Raw genomic sequence first — 18,488 nt, forward strand, 5'->3', positions numbered from 1 at the left:
TTACTCCGCTGCCTCCAAAACTGCCCATTTCGGTTGAATGGGGGCAGGCAATCCGGTTTCGGAGACGCAATCGGCGCGCAATTGTTCCACCGCCGGGCCATAGTTGAACAGCTCGAGGGCAGGCCGTTCCGCACGCAATTTTGTGCGCAGCGCTTCGGTTGCTGTCTGGTCAACCGCGCCGTCCGCTCCGGCGACCACACCATAGGCCTTGGCACCTTCGACGGTGACCAGTCCTTGCGTGATCTCCTTGCCGACCAGAGCCGGGTCGCGATCCAGCGGATCGCCCCAGCCACCACCACCCCAGGTGATGAAGTGCAGTTGGTCGCCTTCCTCGACATGGACATCCTCGACCTTGTTGCCGATGATCTGGGCCGTGCCGTCGGCCTTTTCCAGGACCTTGCGCGCGCGTTTGCCGGGCTCGCCGCCATTCACGCCCCATGGGGGAACGAACCAGCGGTCATCATGGATCGAGATGGTGCCGCTCGCGAGGAAGCGATAGGTCATGTGGATGCCGTTGCCACCCCGGTGAAGCCCCGCCCCGCCGCTATCGGGTTCGGTTTCGTAGCGTTCGATGAGCAGCGGGAAATAACGCTCAAGAAACTCGTTCGGCACATTGGTAAAGCCGGGCCACAGCGAATGGCCATCCGGTCCATCGCCCATTGGCCGGCCGGGAATGCCGCCAAAGCCGATCTGGAACAGCTGGAACCAGTCACCTTTTTTGTCATTGCCCGAATAGAAAAGATGCGGCGACGAGGAAAAGCCCGCGGCGTTGAGAAATTCGGGCGTCTTCTGCCCCAACAGACCGCCCAATATGTCGAAGATACGGCCCAGCGCATGGGTGCGCCCCGACAGCGCCGCCGGGAATTTCGGCTTGAGCAGGGAGCCGTCGGGAATGCGAACATCAATCAGATCATAGAAGCCGTCGTTGAACAATATCTGCGGGTCGAAGACCATGATCATGTAGATGCCGAAGAACATCTTGAACATATTCTCGTTCAGATAGAAGTTGATCGACGCCTGGCTTTGCGGGTCGGTTCCTGCAAAATCGAGAACGACCTTTTCACCCTCGCGCCACATGGTGCATTTGATCTTATACGGGCCCGACCCCATGCCATCGTCGCAAATATAGTCTTCAAAGCTCACCGGCTCCTCGCCGATCGCCATCGCGATCAGGGATTTCATCGCGCGGTGGTTGCGGGCCAGCAGTTCCTGCGTGGCCGAAATATAGACATCGTCACCAAAGCGGGCCGCCATCTCGATCACGCGGCGTGCGGCCACGCGGCAGGAGGCGATCAGGGCGTTGAGGTCAGCCTGACACCAATCGGGCTTGCGCGTCTGGTGCATGACCAGTTTCATCAGGTCTTCATTATACTCGCCCTTCTTCCAGATTTTCACCGGCGGAATACGGACGCCTTCTTCGAAAATGGAGCGCGCATTGATCGGCATTGAGCCGACGACCTTGCCGCCAATATCCGACTGGTGCCCGAACATGGAGGTATAGGCGATCAGCCGTCCGTCCTTGAACACCGGCAACAGGACAAGCCAGTCATTGCTATGGCTGACGGCACCGGCGCAGGAATAGGGGTCGGACAGGAAGATCATGTCCCCATCCTCCAGCGTGCCCTCCCAATTATCGAGGAAGCCGCCGATGAAGCTGCCGAACTGGCCGACGATCATCTTGCCCGTGTGATCGGCAATCAGGGGGAAGGCATCGCCCTGTTCGCGAATGCCGGGCGACATGGCGGTGCGGACAAGCGTGGCATCCATTTCGATGCGGGCGTTGCGCAGCGCGTTTTCAATGATGTCGAGAGTGACCGGATCAATGGCCTTCTTTTCGAAGGGGGTGTGGTTGGTTTGAACGATGGTGGCGGGCATGGGCTGTTTCTCCTCAAGCCAGATTGATCAGGATGTTGCCAACCTTGTCGACAGTCGCGACGCAGCCGGTTTCGATGAGTGTGGTCGAGTCCATCTCGATAACGATGGCTGGTCCCGGGATGACATCCCCCTGTTTCAGCTTCGCCCGGTCGTAGATGATGGCCGCCTGTTCCTTGCCGTCCATCCACAGGACATGGTCGCGCATCTTGGCGGCGGCCGGATTGCCATCGCCTTTCGGCAATTCGGCCGCAGGCAGGTCGAGCGCCTGACCAAGGGCAACCGCCCGCAGGTTCACGATCTCGTGCGGGGTGTCCATGTTGAACGTGAACAGCCGCAGATGCTCCTCGTCGAAGCGGCGCAGGATGCCGTCGATGCCGTCCCGTTCCAATATTTCGGGCGTGATCGTCAGGGGCACTTCAAAGGCTTGCCCAGAATAGCGCACGTCGATTTCAAACTCGCTGGTGATATCCGCCTCGGATATGCCATCGGAACGCAACTCGGCGCGTGTCTGGTCGGACATTTCCTTCAAAATGGCGATCAGCTCCGCCGCATCGGTCGTCGTTGCAAGGCGGGAGAAAGAGCGTGCGGTCTCGGTCCGCATCCGCGTCGTGGCATCGCCCAAGGCGCAGAGCACACCGGGCGAGACCGGCGAAATGGCGGGCCAGCTTCCCATCAAGCGGGCCACGGCGTTGACGTGCAGGGGGCCTGCGCCGCCAAAGCCCATCAGCGCAAAATGGCGTGGGTCATAGCCCTGCTGCACCGAAATCATCCGCAGCGCGCCGAACATATTTTCGTTCACGATATCGATGATGCCGCGCGCCGCCGCCATCAGGTCAATGCCCAATGCATCGGCGATGGTCTGCACCGCCTTTTTCGCGCCTTCACGATCAAGCTTGAAACTGCCACCCAACAGATTTTCCGGAAGATAGCCCAGCACAACATTGGCGTCTGTCACGGTTGGCGCTTCGCCGCCCTTGCCATAGGCGACAGGTCCCGGGACCGCTCCAGCGGATTGCGGGCCGACGCGCAGGGCACCGGTCAGTTCGGGGACATAGGCAATCGACCCGCCGCCGGCACCTACGGTCTTCACATCCAGCGAGGACGCGCGAACCGCAAGATGGCCGACTTCGGTGGTGCGCACGCGGCGCGGTTCCAGATTTTCGATCAGCGCCACATCGGTGGAGGTGCCGCCGACGTCGAGTGTCAGGATATTCTTGATGCCGGCATTTTTGCCGACCCAAAGCGCGCCGGTCACGCCGCCTGCTGGACCGGACATCAATATGTTGACCGGATGCTCCTGCGCCTTTTGCGCAGACATCAGGCCGCCATCGGACCGCAGCAAGGACAGCTTTCCGGAAAAGCCCGACACCGCAAGCTTGTCGCGCAGGTTCGATACATATTTGCTGACCACCGGCCGGACGGCAGCATTGGCGACCGTGGTCAATGTCCGCTCATATTCCTGCATTTCGGGTAGCACTTCGTGGCTCAAGGATATGGGTGCGTCGGGAAAAATCTCGCGCGCCAATTCACCTACGCGCGCCTCGTGCGCACCATTGGTGTAGGCATTCATGAAGCTGACCGTGATGGCTTCGACGCCCTTGTCTTTCAACTGGGTCAGCGCAGCGCGGGCACCTGCCTCGTCCAATGGCCGCACTTCTTCGCCTTGCGCATTCATGCGTCCACCCACGGTCACCGTATCTTCCAGCGCGGCAAGCGGTGTGGGCTTGGGCCAGATGATCCACGCGGCGAGGCCGCCGGGGACATAGGATCGGGCGATTTGCATGATATCCCGGTAGCCTTCGGTCACGATCAGGCCGACGCGTGCGCCTTTGCCTTCCAGCACCGCATTGGTGGCGACGGTTGTTCCGTGAAGGAAATAGTCGATCTCTGCGGTCGCTACCCCGGCCTGTCCACAGATTGCGGTAACGCCATTCAAAATGCCTTCGCTGCTGTCGTGCGGCGTCGAAGGGGTCTTGTGGCGCCAAAAGGCTCCGGTGTCGGAATTGAACAGCAACAGGTCCGTAAATGTCCCGCCTACGTCAACTCCCAAACGATAACCCATATTCTTCTCCCTTAAGCTGCCACAGGAAAGGCAGGCGATTGCGCCACCATTCCGGGCAGTTTTCTTCCCATTATTTCCGAAAGCCAGCGACTGGTTTCGATCAACCGATCCAGATCCATGCCGGTATCAATGCCCGCACGTTCCAGCATGTAGACGACGTCTTCGCTCGGAACATTTCCGGCCGCACCCGGGGCGAAGGGGCATCCGCCCAACCCCCCGACCGAAGCGTCGATGATGCTCGCGCCTGCAATTACCGCGGCCCAGACATTGGCAAGACCGGTGTTGCGGGTGTTGTGGAAATGGACGCGGACGGGCAGAGGCGCGATGGCGTCCCGCACGCGCGCGATCAGCTCAGCCACATGGGCGGGGTTGCCGACGCCGATCGTATCGGCAAGGGCAATCTCGACTGGCCCTGCTTCGGCAAGCGCAGCCGCCATTTCAACAACACGGTCCTGCGCGACTTCACCTTCAAAAGGGCAGCCGAACGAAGCTGCGATCGTGCATTGGGCGGTGCGGCCTTCGGCATTTGCAAGGGCGATAATGCTTTTGGCCGCCTGAACCGATTCGTCGCTGGTCTGGCCTTGGTTGGCCATCGCGAAACGATCCGTTGCCACGGCCACGGCCCCAAGCTGGTCGATACGGCCTGTGGCCAGCGCACGTTCGGCGCCGCGCATATTCATGACTAGGCCGATAAAGGTCACGTCGTCCCGCACGGGCAATCCCGCGCATACCGCCTCGGCGTCGGCCATTTGCGGGACGCGGGTCGGGTTAACGAAACTCGTCACTTCGATCCGCCGCGCACCGGCGTCTAGCGCACGGCTGATCAGCGCCAGCTTGTCCTGTGTGGACACAAGCAGCTTTTCATTCTGCAGGCCATCACGTGGCCCGACTTCGACAAATTCTATGCGACCGGGAATGCTCATCACAATTAAATGATGCCATAATTGTATACAAAATCAAACAGGATTATGCGGCTTCATCTGTCCGGCGGATTTCGGTGTCGCCCGAATGCGCGGCAGCATAGGCATGGAAGGCGCGGCGGATATGGCCTGTCATGACGGCGGCCGCCCATTCTCCGTCGCGATTGTCAAAGGCGATCAGCAGTTCGTCATGTTCATGATGCGACCGCTTCAGATTTTCCATGTCATATTGCCGCGCCGTGCGCAGAACGACCGGTTGCTCAATCACTTGCGCCAGCATCCCTACCAAGCGCTCGGACCCCGCCGCCTCCAGGACGATGGCGTGGAATTGCCGGTTATGGTCCAGGAATTTGGGGATGTCGGGCGTGGACGCCGTGATTGCTTGGCGAATCGCATCATTGTGGGATCGCAGGCGGGCAAGTTGATCCCAGGAAATTCGCTTTGCTGCGCGGCGTGCGGCATAAGCCTCCAGCATCGCGCGCAACTGGAATGCTTCTTCGAGGTCATCCAGCGACCAGTCAGCGACAAAGCTGCGCTGCGATTCGTTCCGGCGAATGAAAAGCTCGGCCTCCAACCGCCGCAAGGCGTCGCGCACCGGGGTGCGCGAAACGCCGCAAAGCTCGGCCAAAGCCTCCTCACGGATCTGCTCGCCCGGCGACAATTCTCCCGACAGGATCATGTTGCGGATGTGATTATAGGCGCGATCCGAGGCCCGGGACATAGGTGTAATGCTCCTCTTGACGAATGGTATTTGTATACAATAAGCTGCCGCTAAAGCAATAAAAGCGAAAACTAGGGAGTTTTGTTACATGCGTATCACCAAAAGTGCACTCCTCACGTCCATTGCGGCCGCCGCAATGTTGCCCAGCATGGCGTTCGCGCAAGATGCTGAAGACGGTGCCGAGGGAGAAGAAATCATCGTCACCGCCCGCCGGCAGAATGAACGGCTCGTTGATGTCCCGGCCTCTGTATCGGTTATCGACGCAGATTCACTCGCCAAGACAGGTGCAGATAACGCACAGGGTTTTGCGCAACTGACGCCCGGTGTCACCATCGTTACCGGCACGGCAGAGGCCGGTGATACGCAGATCAACATTCGCGGTATCAACGGCGCGCGCGACGCTGAAAGCTCTGTCGCACTCGTCGTCGACGGCATTTTAAAAACCAACACCGCGCAATTGAACCAGACGCAGGGAACGCTGCGCCAGATTGAAATTCTGAAAGGTCCACAAGGCGCTATTTACGGACGCAATGCCGCTGCCGGTGCCATTGTGATCTCGACGGTCAAACCGGGCGATACGCTCGAAGGTGCGGTGAAGTTCAGCTACGCCAATGAAAAGACGATTGAAGGCACGGCCTATATCTCTGCGCCTCTGGGCGATAATGCGGGCTTTGTATTGTCCGGCAACTACCGCACGACGGACGGTTTTTACCGGAACACCTTCCTCGACCGCAAGGTTGTGGATGATCAGGAAGTCTATTCCATCGATGGCCGTTTCATGGCCGATCTGGGCGAGGCGACCAATATCGATCTGAAGGCCCGCTATTCCAAATTGTCGGGTGCATCGATCAACTTCAACTCGGTATTCCATATCGAAGCCTTTGGCGGCGCCTTCTTTGAAGATGTCGACGACCATGAGCTGGGCTATTACAGCAACATCCGCCCAACCAACGATCAGCGGACGATCGATTTTTCGGCCAAGCTGGAACATGATTTCGGATCGACCAAGCTGACGGCCTGGGCGCTCTATTCCGATGTTGACCAGAGCCTGACGGCGGATGGTACGTCGGCTGACTTTGCCCGCTATATCTCGCCCGCGCTGGGCGCACCTGCAAATGCCACCAATCTGGCTGTGCAGAACCAGTGCTTTGCGAGCACCGCTGCGCTGACTGGCTTCCCGGTCAACGCCCCGGGTTTCATCGGCCAGATTCCCGTGCCCTTCATCTTTGCGCCTGCAACAGGTTCGACCTTCGGCGCCTACAGCCCGACAACCTGTGACGGCACACAGCTGCAAATCCGCAACCAGAAGGACATCAGCGGCGAAATCCGTCTGGCGTCCAACAATGACGGCCCGCTGAACTGGCAATTGGGTGTGTACGGATTGCACATCGATCGTGAAGTGGGCGTCAGCCTCGGTGCCGATCTTGGCCAAGGCGTCAGCACCACGCTGTACAACGCACCGGGCAGCAGCAACCCGACATCGCAGCTCTTCTACGACAAGTTCAAGACCGACGTTTATGCCGCCTTCGGCTCGGTGGACTATGCTGCATCGGACAAGTTCAAGGCAGGCGTCGCGCTGCGCTATGACGTTGAGGATCGCAGCACGTCGAACCTCGTACCCAATGTGTTTGACCCCATCACGGGCGCGAAGATCAATCCCGGCCTTCCTGCCACCGGCAGCATCGCCGACAAATCCGCGAGCTTCAAGCAGATCCAGCCCAAGGTAACCTTGAGCTTCACGCCGAACAGCTCGACCAACATCTATGCCAACTGGGGTATCGGTTTCAAATCGGGCGGTTTCAATAACACCGGTTCGTCCGCTCTTGTGAACGCCAATTTCAACGTGCCTGCCATTGGCGCCGGCGTGACGATCAACGACCAGTTCCGCAAGGAACGCTCGAGCGCCTTCGAAGCGGGCATCAAGGGATCGCTGTTCGATAACCGCGTTACCTTCGATCTTGCGGCCTATTATACTCGCATCACCGACATGCAGTTTTTCGAGTTCTTCGTCGGATCTTTCGGTCTGCTGCGCGTGGTGTCGAATATCGACAAGGTCGACGTGAAGGGTGTTGAACTGAACAGCACGGTCAAAATCGTCGACGGCTGGAAATTGTTCGGGTCGGTCAACCTGACTGACAGCGAGATCAAGGCGAATGCGTCACGGCCCTACACGGTCGGGAACAAATCGCCTTATACCGCGGACTATACCATCAACCTCGGCAGCCAGATCGATACGCCGCTGAACGACAGCCTCGATCTCGTGATGCGGGCCGATTACCGCATTACCGGACCGACATGGTTCCACACCGTGCAGGACCAGACCCGCGCGACGATCTTCAGTCAGTTGCTGCCGATCTCCGCCTTGGCCTTGCCCGGCTTTGTCGGGAATGCGAATTACAGCGTTGCAAAGCGTGATGCCTTTGGCGTGCTGAACCTGCGGTTCGGTCTGGAGGGTGAGAACTGGAACCTGACCGCCTTTGCCGACAATATGCTGGATCGCAAATATATCAACGAAGCCATCCCGGCGATCGAGTTTGGCGGATCGTTCATCTCGCCCGGTGCGCGTCGCCTGATCGGGGTTGAGGTCGGGTATAAATTCTAAATCCTGAACCCAAGGGGGGCAAGGATGCCCGACACCCATTCCCGCGTTGCTAGCCAATGGTGCTTCTGAGGCTAGCAAGGGGTAGAGTGACCGTGTCGGGCAGTCCTTTCAGGACGGGCCGACTGCTGCGCGCATCTATTAGGTAATCTGGAGGGGGCTCCGCCTTAATTGGCGGACGAGGATTTCTTCGACCGCATGCCTTCGCGATTGACGATCAGTTCCGCGCGCGATGTCACACTCAATTTCCGGAAAATGCTGTTGAGGTGAATCTTGACCGTCCCTTCGGTCAGGCTGCACTGGTCAGCGATCTGCCGGTTGCGCAAGCCCATGCACACAAGGTCGACGATTTGATGCTCTCGCTTGGTCAGGAGATCATCGCTCCGGTTGATACGATTGGGCCGGTCCAGCGAATATTGCAGCGCCGGTTGCGTGATGTTCGTCTCGAACCAGTAACCGCCGGCCAAAATGGTCCGGATCCCTTGAACCATCAGATCAGGATCGCTGTCTTTCAGGGCAATGCCCTTGACGCCCATACGCATGGCTTCGATTGATTGTTCAGGATCGATTTGCGTGACCAGCAGGACCATCGGAATATTGGGATAGTGCAGCCGCAAATATTGCGACACCTGCACGCCGGCGCCTTCGCCCATACGGGGGTCGAGAACGACGATATCGGGAGGTGTCTCTTCTATTTTTGCGGTCGCTTCATCGGCGCTGATGGCGGTTGCAACTTCGAAATGGCCGGCATCACCCAGATACTGGCAGAACCCATGTAAGAAAAAACTATGGTCGACGATCAGTAAAATATTATGCATCGTCCACCCTTAAAACCAGACCGCCAACCAGTAATGCTACTCGGCAATCCATCCCCACTTGCTACTTCTTGCTTTAGCGGGTGGCATACTGTCAAGTTTGCGATGCACTTCCTGCGCAACGTTTCTCGGCACCTGATGTAAAAATACATCCAAGTTGAACTAAAATATGTCCACCGATGTCAATCCGTGGGTAATTTTGGTGATGCCGGTCAGGAATCTTTCAACCAGACGCCCAGTTCATCGACGGATAGCAACCGATGGAACTCGACTCCAATCATGTTACCCGCCCGCCATTTGACCGTCGCACGGACCGCATTCTCACGGTTCAGCCGCACCAGAATGTTGGCGTGCAGTTTCATTTTCAGATCGCAACTGAACTTGGCCCCGCGTTGGGAAAGATCCAGCAACTGGGCATCGGCCGCCTTTTCGTCGGCGCGGATCGTGACTATCTTGTCCAGCTTGAAACGGGGCAAGCGCGCACGGCGGCCATCGGGTTTGATCGACGGCTTTGCCAAAATCTTTTCGACTTCAATGGGCTGCGCGAATTCCACACCGACAGTTTTGCCATCCAGCCAGATGACATCACCCTTCAATTCCTGATCGTCGAGCAGGGCGATGGCCACCGTCTGCCCGATTTCCAGCGGGAAGTCGGCGTCAATCATCATGCCGCCCGGCGACACATCCCGCACTAGGCCAAGGCACTCCGCGTGCAAATTAACGTCCTTCAGCCGGGCGACGCGCATAACCTTTACATTACGGCTATGCTGCCGCCGGTCACCGTCATTTGCGGCATCGGGCAAGGAATCCGATAGGGGCTGCCTATCGGAAAATAGGGTTGAGATTTGGTCCATCATCCCCCCCATTTGCGCGCAAAATCTAACTTTGTGCATGATGAATAAGGTTAATGGCCTGATGGTGATTTCATTGCAGCGTTCCTAGCGCGGCATGGCCTTGCCAAGCGCGTTCAAATCAACCAACGTCGGAAAAAATCAAAAGCCACTATTTAGGAGTTCAGAATGCAATCCGTGACGACCCAGAAAATCGGCAATATCCTCGTGATTGTCGTCAACAATCCTCCCGTAAACGCACTGTCCTGGCATGTTCGCCAAGGGCTTTCGGACGGGGTGGATCAGGGCCTGAACGATTCCGAGATCGAAGCGATGGTTTTGCGCTGCGACGGTAGCACCTTTATCGCGGGTGCGGATATCACCGAATTTGGCAAGCCACCCCAAGGTCCCGATTTCAATCAAGTTCTCCGGACAATCGAATCCGCAATCAAGCCGATCGTCGGCGCGATCCATGGGACAGCTCTTGGCGGCGGCCTGGAAACAGCGCTGGTCTGCCACTACCGCATTGCCGTGCCGTCTGCGAAGCTGGGCGTGCCGGAGGTCAAGCTTGGCCTGCTGCCGGGTGCCGGTGGAACGCAGCGTTTGCCGCGCGTGGTGGGCGTTGAGGCAGCTGCTACCATGTGCTCGCTTGGCGAACCGGTGAGCGCGTCCAAGGCCTTGTCGATGGGCCTTGTCGACCGCATCGCGGGTGAAGACAGTCTTGCCGACGATGCCATTGCCTATGCGCAAGAGCTTATCGCCGTCGGCCCGCGGGCTACCCGCGATTTGCCGGTGAAGGGCGACGTCGCCATTATCGAGCAACTCAAGACAGCCAATGCACGCAAGTGGAAAGGGTTCGAAGCCCCTTATGCCAACCTCGCCTGTGTCGAGGCCGCGACGAAACTGCCTTTTGATGAAGGCATGACCTTTGAACGCACCGAATTCATGAAATTGATGGGTGGTTCCCAATCGGCGGCGCAGCGGCACATGTTCTTTGCCGAACGGCAAGCCGCCAAGATCGATGGCCTGCCGAAAGACCTTCCGCTGCGTGAAGTTAAGAAAGTCGGCGTCATCGGTGCCGGAACCATGGGCGGTGGCATTTCGATGAACTTCCTCGCCAAGGGCATTCCTGTCACCATCGTGGAGATGGTGCAGGAAAATCTGGACCGCGGCGTCGGGGTTATCCGGAAAAATTACGAAGCCAGCGCGGCAAAGGGGCGTTTTACCACCGACCAGGTTGAAGGCATGATGGCGTTGCTGACGCCTTCGCTGACCCTTGAATCGCTCGCCGATTGCGATCTTGTGATCGAGGCTGTGTATGAAAATATGGATGTGAAGAAAGAGGTGTTCGGCAAGCTCGACACAATCTGCAAGCAGGGGGCAATATTGGCGTCCAACACATCCTACCTGAATGTCGACGAGATCGCCGCATCGACCTCGCGTCCGCAGGATGTGCTTGGCATGCATTTCTTTTCGCCCGCCAATGTCATGAAGCTTCTTGAGGTTGTGCGCGGTGAAAAGACGGCACCCGATGTGCTGGCAACGGCGATGGCCCTCGGCAAGAGGATCGGCAAAGTGGCGGTTGTTGCGGGCGTATGCCACGGTTTTATCGGTAACCGGATGCTGTCGACGCGCCAGCAGCCCGCGATGCAATTGCTGCTCGAAGGTGCGACACCGGCGCAAATCGACAAGGTGCATACCGATTTCGGCATGCCGATGGGGCCATTCCAGATGAGCGACTTGGCCGGGCTGGATATCGGCTGGCACCGCGATCCTGCGCGGGTCGAAACCATCCGCGATGCCCTATGCGCGGCCGGACGCTTCGGCCAGAAAAACGGCAAGGGTTTCTACGACTATGATGCAAAACGCGTCGGCACGCCGAGTGCGGAGGCGCTGGCTATTATCGAAGAGTTTCGCGCGACATCCAATCTGCCGAAGCGTGAAATCAGCGAGCAGGAGATCATTGAACGGACGCTCTATCCGATGGTCAACGAGGGGTATAAAATCCTCGAAGAAGGTAAGGCCCAACGGGCATCGGATATCGATGTCGTGTGGATTTATGGATATGGCTGGCCGATTTACCGCGGTGGACCGATGTTCTGGGGCGACCTTGAAGGTGCGGGTAAGATCGTCGAGGCGCTCGAACGCCATGGCGTTGCGGTTGCGGATAGTCTGAAAGCGAAAGCCTGACCGGAAAGCGACATATGGCCCATTTTCTCTCCGGAAAATGGGCCAAGTAGCGGAACCAACCCGTTTTTGCGCCGTTAATGGCGTGAGAACTAATATGACAGACAATCGCATCCTTATTGTAGAAGACGAATTTATCGTCGCTTTGAACCTACGGCAGATCATGTCGAACATGGGTTTCGACGTCATTGGCATCGCCCCCGATGCCGCGACCGCTGAACAATTGGCGCAACGCAAACCGGATATCGCGCTAGTGGATCTGAACCTGCGTGATGGACCAACGGGACCCGAAATCGGCGCCAAGCTGAGCCAGGAATATGGAACGACCGTCTTGTTCCTGACGGCCAATGCATCCCAATTGCGCGATGGCATCAAAGGTACCATCGGTGTGCTTTCAAAACCCGTAGACGAGCAAGCCATCGGCACCGTTCTCGATTTTCTGGTCAAACATCGGGTTGGTGAACCAGCGAGCCCTCCGCCCTCGTTGCGCCTGTTCCCCAGCGCGCTTAACCAAGAAGGCGCCAATTTTTGACTTTACAGATGCGCTTTCGGTATCGAAATCGTAACCTTCAACCCTTCGGGGTCCCATGCACGATCAATTGCACCGCCCAATTGGCTCACTATGCTGATGTCCGACAATTGCGTGCCAAACCCGGTTTGAGCAGGAGGGTTGCTGACCGGCGGGCCATCGGTTTCGGCCCAGATTATTACAACTTGGTCGTCCCGCACATCTGTGGTGATGGCAACGCGTCCTTTGCCTTCTGACAGCGCACCATATTTGACGGCGTTGGTCGCCAGTTCGTGGATCAGCAATGCCAATGGGGTCGCACTCCGGTCGCCGACCGCAACATCTTGCCCGGAAATGGCATAGCGACGACCTTCGGCATGATCATAGGGACTCATCAATTCTGCCAGCAGTCCATGTAGTCCGCCAAAATTCTGCAAGATGGCCGATTCGGGTCCGTGCGGCCGGGCGAAATTATGCGCACGGCCGAGCGCCGCAATCCGCCCCGACACTTCTTTCGCATAAGCGGCGGCATCCGCACTTTTCGGTGACGAAATGCCAATCAGACCCGCGATGACGGCAAAGATATTTTTGATACGGTGGCTTAGCTCGCGGCTGACAAGTTCGCCCAGCGCTGCATTGCGCTTGGCTTCGTCAATATCGGTGCACGTGCCGATCCAGCGGGTGATCGACCCGTGAACATTGCGGACGGGAAGCGCGCGGCCCAATATCCAGCGGTAAACACCGCTATGGTGTCGCAGGCGATATTCAATCTCATAGGGCTCACCCGTTTTCAGGCTATGCTGCCACAGACCCCAGGCCCGCTCCTGGTCCTCGGCATGGAACACGCCGTTCCAACCCTCTCCATCGGTGGAGCCATAGGGAACGCCGGTGAATTCATACCAGCGTGCGTTGAAATAATCATGATAGCCGTCGGGCAAGGTAGACCACACCATTTGCGGCATGGCATCGGTCAACACCTGCAATTTGGCTTCGCTCACCTCCAGGGCAGCCTCCGCGTTGAGCTGGCTTTCGACTTCGACATTTGTGCCCAGCCAGCGGACGACTTCGCCCGCTTCATTTGTCACAGGCACGATGCGGGTAAGAAAACGCCGGAACACAGCGTCGGATCCCCGAATGGGAAACAGCATTTCGAACGGCTGTCCGCTTGCAATAGATTGCTGCCATCTCTCCATCACACCAGGCAATTCGGCGGGGTCGTGGACGCTTTGCCAGCCCCATCCTTCCATGGCCTGTGGAGTCGTGCCGCAATAGTCGTGCCAGCGGCGGTTATACCAGAATATATAGCCGTCGCTGCGAGCCATCCAGCACAAGGCCGGCATATTATCGGCAATCAGACGGAAATCATCGCTGCCGGGCACTTCCGGCGCATCTGTCGCGTTGACGGTGGCGCTGGCAACAGGTTCCAGCCAATAGCTGTGCGGCGCTGTTCCATTTTGCGAGGGTCTTTTATGCAGCATCCGATGCTATCCTTTATCCGTCGGCAAATGATCTGCCAAAGCTACGGAGGGGCGCTCATAGACCACAAAAGCTGCCCTGCTTATAACTGAGGCATATTCGAGGGCGAAGGCTGGGCTGTCACCGCGCATAAGGGAACTGAATCATAACATAACCTACGGGATCTGGGGCGCAGCTTTCTGATGCGCGGGGGGCGTTAGGGGTGGGTGCAACGCCAGCATGTGTTGCGATCACGACAGAATAAATGCGTTCGAACGAAACAAGTTCCCTGATTGCTTGTTCTGCTCAGCCCCACTCTTTTGGAGAAGTCATCATGACCCCCAATGAACGCGAAGTTGACACACTCAACGACCTTATCAAAACGACCATCGACAGCGTCGACGGATATCGGTCGGCTGCCGAAGATGCGGAGCACAGCCAATATCGATCCATCTTTTTCGACCGCGCCAATGAGCGTTCGACCGTTGCCGAGCAGCTCCAGTCGCACGTCCGCACCCTGGGCGGCGAGCCTACGACCGATGGTTCGGTTCTTGCCGGTGCACATCGTGTTTTCATGGACTTGAAAAGCGCGATTACTGGAAATGATGATGACGCCATCATCGCGGAAGTCGAGCGCGGCGAAGATCACATCAAGCACAAGTTTGAAGAAGCCATGGTCGATCAGGATATCAGTCCTGAAACCCGCGCTGTCATCGATCGCTGTTACCAGTCGGTGAAGCAGGGTCATGACCAGATGAGCAACCTGAAGCACGCAAGCCAGGCGCTCTAATATAGATGGAGGCTTGAGCCTTTTTGGATTCCCTTCAATAAGCCGGCCCTCCCCGCCACCATGGTAGGGAGGGCCGTTTCATAAGTGCTAACAGGAAAATGCGTGGGCCACAAAAAGACACCCCGGCCATGAAGGCCGGGGTGTGGGATTTGCTGGCAACTTCGAGGGGGGGGTGGGAAGCCAGCGGGGGATTGTTGATGTATTCGTAGAACGTCAGGCTGCAGAGAATGTTCCTGCGCTATCCGAAATTTTTTCATCGCCCTGTTGGCGGTGTAAAAGCAGGGCCTGGCCGATCGTTGCGACAACGGTTTCGGGTTCGAAAGGCTTGGTAATCAGATAGGTCGGCTCCGGACGGGCACCGGTCAACAGCCGCTCTGGAAATGCGGTGATGAAGATGACGGGGACATCCTGTTCCGTTAGAATTTCCTTCACGGCATCAATGCCGCTTGAACCGTCTGCCAGACTGATATCTGCAAGCACGAGCTCGGGACGCTTTTCACGCGCTGCGGCGACTGCTTCGCTATGGGTCCGGACAATGCCGACAACATTGTGGCCAAGGGACTCGACGATTTGCTTGATGTGAAGCGCGATAATCGATTCATCTTCGATAATCAGGACGTCGGCCGAAAGGGCATCGGTGATGGCTGTGCGCGCATCGCGAACATAGGATCCGATCTCGCCGGAGGCAAGGTTCAGGATCGTCGCGGTTTCTTCCTCGCTAAATCCTTCGACGGCTGTCAGCAGCAAGCTCTGGCGCATAACGACAGGAAACTGCGCGATCACACCGCTGCGACCTTTCGATGCGAGCGGTTCGACCATTGCGGGTTGCCAGAGCCGATGGAAAATCCGGAACAATTCGATGCGGACAGGCTTATCAGACTGGAGTTCCTCGGGTGCCTCGAGCAAAGCTTCGAGAACTTCCCGAACTGCCGCATCACCTAGTGACTGCGATCCGGTAAGTGCGCGTGCATAGCGTCGCAAAAAGGGCAATTCGGCTACTAACGCCTCACGTAATGACATGATTCCTCCTCGGTTATTAACGAGAATACACATTTCACCGCAATTTGTTCCGTCCGCGGGAACTTTTTTTTATTTCGCGGTTTATCACGTCCAGGTGACTGCGCAATTACGGGGCTGGAATGACGAACAGGTATATAACTTTAAGCCTGAATATGGCAGCTAACTCCATCCGTTTTTCTGGTGGTGGAGTGTGCATTGTCCGATTCTGATAAAAGAGAAAAAAAGCCCATGCGCTTAGATAATGCCGTCGAACCGGATTTCGATCCTATTGCTGCTGCGCTGCGGCAGATGCACGATGGCATCGCCAGCGAGCCCGTACCTGACGACTTCCTCTCACTTTTAGACCAGTTGGAAGAGCGTATGGCCGAGAAAGCCAAAAAGCCCTCATGAGTGATGCGGTCGAACAGGACGGCGGGCGCAAGCCCCCTACGGCTGAATTCCGAAGGCAGTTGCAGGATATCATCCCGTCGCTGCGTGCTTTTGCACGCGGTTTGTGCGGCAACCGGGAATTAGCGGATGATCTGGCGCAAGAGGCTATGATGCGGGCCTGGGCCGCACGCGACAGTTTCGAGCCCGGCACCAATTTTCGCGCATGGATCTACATGATCCTGCGCAACCATTTCTATACAACGATCCGCAAGAACGCGCGCATGACAAGCTGGGACCCGGAGGCTGCCGAACGGATCTTGATTCAGGAACCTGCGCAGCAGCATGCTATTCATATGTCGGATGTCGAAAAAGCCCTTCAACAGCTTCCTGTCGAACAGCGTGAAATGTTGCTCCTGGTTGGTGCCGGCGGTGCCAGCTATGAAGAAGCCGCCGAGATAGCAGGTTGTGCCTTGGGGACGGTGAAAAGCCGCCTTGCGCGGGGACGCACGGCGCTCGCAGCGATTATCAACGGACCAGATGAAGGCGAATTTGGCGAAAACAGGCAAAACGCGACGGGCAGGGGTGCCATGTCTTCGGCCGCCTAGATGGCAGCCTTACGGTGGAGGGGGATTTTTTTGTTTTTGGGGCGTTCAGTCAGCCTGAAACAGGGTCTGTTGATGGTCGTGCTTGCGGCCCTGCTGCCTATTACCGTGACCAGTGTCCTACAGAGTATTTCTAACTGGAGGTCGATGCAGGATGCGGCAATGGCGACATTGGGTGCAAATGCCAAAGCGGTTGCCGAGCGGGAACGGGATGCATTTCTGGTTTCGAACCGCCTCTTGATGGTGGGCTCGGCAAATCCGGACATCAGGAATATGACCGACCGATGCGATGTCGTGTTGAAAACCGGATTTCGAGGTCATGATCCGGTGATAAATTTCGTCCGCACCGACTCCTCCGGCCGCGCCCGCTGTTCAATCCTGCCCTTTCGTGACGGTCTTTCCTTCGTCGGCGAGCCTTGGTGGGAGGATACGAAAACGACGCGAGTCGTAACCGTGAGCCAGCCTACATTCGGGACTGTATCGCGTAAGCCCATCATCATCAGCGCGGTTGCCGTGCTGGATGACAAGGGCGAATTTGACGGCACCTTCAGCGCAGGGCTCGACATTTCAAAGCTCGCCCGCTCCATTTCGGACGCACCCGAAGCGCGAACCGGTGTGGTCGCAATCCTGTCGCGCAGCGGTGACCTGGTTGCCAGCGATACCGACAGCTTACCCTTCGCCGTACCGCCCGGCCTGTCTGCGGGCCGTTCCGGTGTGATCCGCACCGCAAAGGGCGAAAAATGGGTTTACCAAACGGTCGCGCTAAGCGGCAAAGAATTATATGTCCTCTATGCAGAGCCACGCGCACGCATCATGTCGGCAGCACTCACACAATTTCGCGCGAGCATCATCATGCCGCTTGTGACGATATTGCTAACGCTGTGCGCCATCTGGTTCGGGACGAACAGGCTTGTAATCCGGTGGCTGACGAAATTGCGTCAACTGAGCGAAGAATTCACGCAGGGTGATTTTAGCGGAAATCGTGCGGCATTTGCGTCGGCACCGCGCGAACTACGCCGCTTGAGCGATGATCTCCATGCGATGGCCGAGGTCATCGACAGCCGGACCGCGGAACTGACGGCGGCGCTTGATACAAAGACGAAATTGACCCGCGAAGTCCACCACCGTGTGAAGAACAATCTCCAGATTGTGACCAGTTTGCTCACCATGCAAGCCTCCCGCATGACGGATGATGCGGCGCAAACGGCGTTGAAGCAATCGCGCGCCCGCATCGTTGCCTTGGCTTTGATCCACCGGCTTTCCTACGAGCAGGAAAATGACAGCGCGGAGCCTTCGGTTACTGTTGAGGTGCTTATGGGGGAATTGTGCAAACAGTTACGCTATGCGCACCGGGAAAATCAGAGTGTGGACCTGTCGTTCCGCGCTGATGATTATTCGCTGCCCGTTGACTCGGCTGTTCCACTTGCTCTCTTTATCGTGGAAGCAGTGACCAATTGCTTCCGCCACGCGTTTCAGGCGAATGCGCCAGGTAAAATCGAAATGACGTTCGCCCTGGTCGGAGAAAAGGCGATTCTGTCGATCGAGGACAATGGAGAAGGCTACGATGTCACCCAAAGTCTTGGCCGCGATATGGGAACCCAGTTGATGCAAGGCTTTGCGAGCCAGTTGAACGGCAATGTCACCTTCATCAGTGACCGCAACATGGGAAGTTCCACGACGTTGCACTTCCCTGTGACCGCAGCGCAATGAGCCAATCACTAGACCTGGTCTTGCA

Annotated in this window: 15 protein-coding genes; 7 read left to right on the forward strand and 8 right to left on the reverse strand. The window is 57.4% G+C overall.

Annotated features, from left to right (window positions below; genetic code table 11):
* Genes EUU25_RS14095 through EUU25_RS14110 form a run of 4 tightly spaced genes read right to left on the reverse strand, consistent with a single transcriptional unit; the run spans position 1 to position 5,578 of the window.
* The gene (locus EUU25_RS14095; protein ID WP_158902008.1) at positions 1–1,875 is read right to left on the reverse strand and encodes a hydantoinase B/oxoprolinase family protein; all 1,875 of its coding nucleotides are present in this window, start codon (positions 1,873–1,875) and stop codon (positions 1–3) included.
* A gap of 13 nt (positions 1,876–1,888) precedes the next feature.
* On the reverse strand, positions 1,889–3,937 hold the full coding sequence (locus tag EUU25_RS14100; protein WP_158902010.1) for a hydantoinase/oxoprolinase family protein: 2,049 nt from the start codon (positions 3,935–3,937) through the stop codon (positions 1,889–1,891).
* An 11-nt stretch (positions 3,938–3,948) separates the two neighbouring features.
* A complete protein-coding gene (locus EUU25_RS14105) occupies positions 3,949–4,860 on the reverse strand; it encodes a hydroxymethylglutaryl-CoA lyase (RefSeq protein WP_158902012.1) in 912 nt (303 codons plus the stop codon).
* Positions 4,861–4,903: 43 nt separating this feature from the next.
* Positions 4,904–5,578: a GntR family transcriptional regulator gene (locus tag EUU25_RS14110; protein WP_158902014.1), complete on the reverse strand. Its 675-nt coding sequence runs from the start codon at positions 5,576–5,578 to the stop codon at positions 4,904–4,906.
* Between the two features lie 88 nt (positions 5,579–5,666).
* Between EUU25_RS14110 and EUU25_RS14115 the strand changes: the two genes are divergently transcribed.
* Complete coding sequence (locus tag EUU25_RS14115) at positions 5,667–8,180, forward strand: TonB-dependent receptor (protein WP_158902016.1); 2,514 nt, start codon at positions 5,667–5,669, stop codon at positions 8,178–8,180.
* Positions 8,181–8,344: 164 nt separating this feature from the next.
* Here EUU25_RS14115 and EUU25_RS14120 read toward each other — a convergent pair whose 3' ends face one another.
* Together EUU25_RS14120 and EUU25_RS14125 are read right to left on the reverse strand one after the other, a co-directional pair.
* Entirely contained in the window at positions 8,345–8,995 is a 651-nt protein-coding gene (locus EUU25_RS14120) for a LuxR C-terminal-related transcriptional regulator (RefSeq protein WP_158902018.1), read from the reverse strand.
* 209 nt (positions 8,996–9,204) lie between these two features.
* Positions 9,205–9,849: a PilZ domain-containing protein gene (locus EUU25_RS14125; protein ID WP_222848795.1), complete on the reverse strand. Its 645-nt coding sequence runs from the start codon at positions 9,847–9,849 to the stop codon at positions 9,205–9,207.
* Positions 9,850–10,011: 162 nt separating this feature from the next.
* Here EUU25_RS14125 and EUU25_RS14130 point away from each other — a divergent pair, with 162 nt between their 5' ends.
* Complete coding sequence (locus tag EUU25_RS14130; protein WP_158902023.1) at positions 10,012–12,012, forward strand: 3-hydroxyacyl-CoA dehydrogenase NAD-binding domain-containing protein; 2,001 nt, start codon at positions 10,012–10,014, stop codon at positions 12,010–12,012.
* Positions 12,013–12,106: 94 nt separating this feature from the next.
* Positions 12,107–12,541: a response regulator gene (locus EUU25_RS14135; protein WP_158902025.1), complete on the forward strand. Its 435-nt coding sequence runs from the start codon at positions 12,107–12,109 to the stop codon at positions 12,539–12,541.
* A 2-nt stretch (positions 12,542–12,543) separates the two neighbouring features.
* Here the strand turns inward: EUU25_RS14135 and EUU25_RS14140 are convergent, their stop codons facing one another.
* Complete coding sequence (locus EUU25_RS14140) at positions 12,544–13,995, reverse strand: sensor histidine kinase (protein ID WP_158902027.1); 1,452 nt, start codon at positions 13,993–13,995, stop codon at positions 12,544–12,546.
* Between the two features lie 311 nt (positions 13,996–14,306).
* Between EUU25_RS14140 and EUU25_RS14145 the strand changes: the two genes are divergently transcribed.
* Complete coding sequence (locus EUU25_RS14145; protein WP_158902036.1) at positions 14,307–14,762, forward strand: PA2169 family four-helix-bundle protein; 456 nt, start codon at positions 14,307–14,309, stop codon at positions 14,760–14,762.
* Between the two features lie 213 nt (positions 14,763–14,975).
* On the opposite strand, the gene EUU25_RS14150 is transcribed toward EUU25_RS14145, so the two are convergent.
* On the reverse strand, positions 14,976–15,782 hold the full coding sequence (locus EUU25_RS14150) for a response regulator (protein ID WP_158902038.1): 807 nt from the start codon (positions 15,780–15,782) through the stop codon (positions 14,976–14,978).
* 228 nt (positions 15,783–16,010) lie between these two features.
* Here EUU25_RS14150 and EUU25_RS14155 point away from each other — a divergent pair, with 228 nt between their 5' ends.
* From EUU25_RS14155 to EUU25_RS14165, 3 genes are read left to right on the forward strand one after another with little or no spacing between them, the layout of a single operon-like run.
* Entirely contained in the window at positions 16,011–16,172 is a 162-nt protein-coding gene (locus EUU25_RS14155) for a NepR family anti-sigma factor (protein WP_222848796.1), read from the forward strand.
* A complete protein-coding gene (locus tag EUU25_RS14160; protein WP_158902042.1) occupies positions 16,169–16,756 on the forward strand; it encodes a sigma-70 family RNA polymerase sigma factor in 588 nt (195 codons plus the stop codon). The genes EUU25_RS14155 and EUU25_RS14160 overlap by 4 nt, the downstream gene beginning before the upstream one ends.
* A 36-nt stretch (positions 16,757–16,792) precedes the next feature.
* Positions 16,793–18,463 (forward strand): sensor histidine kinase, encoded by a 1,671-nt coding sequence (locus tag EUU25_RS14165; RefSeq protein WP_222848797.1) that lies wholly within the window; start codon positions 16,793–16,795, stop codon positions 18,461–18,463.
* Positions 18,464–18,488: the final 25 nt, after the last annotated feature.

The organism is Sphingorhabdus lacus, assembly GCF_009768975.1.
GTDB lineage: Bacteria > Pseudomonadota > Alphaproteobacteria > Sphingomonadales > Sphingomonadaceae > Sphingorhabdus_B > Sphingorhabdus_B lacus.

What these genes read in the sequence shown, in the direction of transcription:
- EUU25_RS14095 (WP_158902008.1), bottom strand. Translation starts at nt 1,875, where the DNA reads ATGCCCGCCACCATCGTTCAAACCAACCACACCCCCTTCGAAAAGAAG.
- EUU25_RS14100 (WP_158902010.1), bottom strand. Translation starts at nt 3,937, where the DNA reads ATGGGTTATCGTTTGGGAGTTGACGTAGGCGGGACATTTACGGACCTG.
- EUU25_RS14105 (WP_158902012.1), bottom strand. Translation starts at nt 4,860, where the DNA reads ATGAGCATTCCCGGTCGCATAGAATTTGTCGAAGTCGGGCCACGTGAT.
- EUU25_RS14110 (WP_158902014.1), bottom strand. Translation starts at nt 5,578, where the DNA reads ATGTCCCGGGCCTCGGATCGCGCCTATAATCACATCCGCAACATGATC.
- EUU25_RS14115 (WP_158902016.1), top strand. Translation starts at nt 5,667, where the DNA reads ATGCGTATCACCAAAAGTGCACTCCTCACGTCCATTGCGGCCGCCGCA.
- EUU25_RS14120 (WP_158902018.1), bottom strand. Translation starts at nt 8,995, where the DNA reads ATGCATAATATTTTACTGATCGTCGACCATAGTTTTTTCTTACATGGG.
- EUU25_RS14125 (WP_222848795.1), bottom strand. Translation starts at nt 9,849, where the DNA reads ATGATGGACCAAATCTCAACCCTATTTTCCGATAGGCAGCCCCTATCG.
- EUU25_RS14130 (WP_158902023.1), top strand. Translation starts at nt 10,012, where the DNA reads ATGCAATCCGTGACGACCCAGAAAATCGGCAATATCCTCGTGATTGTC.
- EUU25_RS14135 (WP_158902025.1), top strand. Translation starts at nt 12,107, where the DNA reads ATGACAGACAATCGCATCCTTATTGTAGAAGACGAATTTATCGTCGCT.
- EUU25_RS14140 (WP_158902027.1), bottom strand. Translation starts at nt 13,995, where the DNA reads ATGCTGCATAAAAGACCCTCGCAAAATGGAACAGCGCCGCACAGCTAT.
- EUU25_RS14145 (WP_158902036.1), top strand. Translation starts at nt 14,307, where the DNA reads ATGACCCCCAATGAACGCGAAGTTGACACACTCAACGACCTTATCAAA.
- EUU25_RS14150 (WP_158902038.1), bottom strand. Translation starts at nt 15,782, where the DNA reads ATGTCATTACGTGAGGCGTTAGTAGCCGAATTGCCCTTTTTGCGACGC.
- EUU25_RS14155 (WP_222848796.1), top strand. Translation starts at nt 16,011, where the DNA reads ATGCGCTTAGATAATGCCGTCGAACCGGATTTCGATCCTATTGCTGCT.
- EUU25_RS14160 (WP_158902042.1), top strand. Translation starts at nt 16,169, where the DNA reads ATGAGTGATGCGGTCGAACAGGACGGCGGGCGCAAGCCCCCTACGGCT.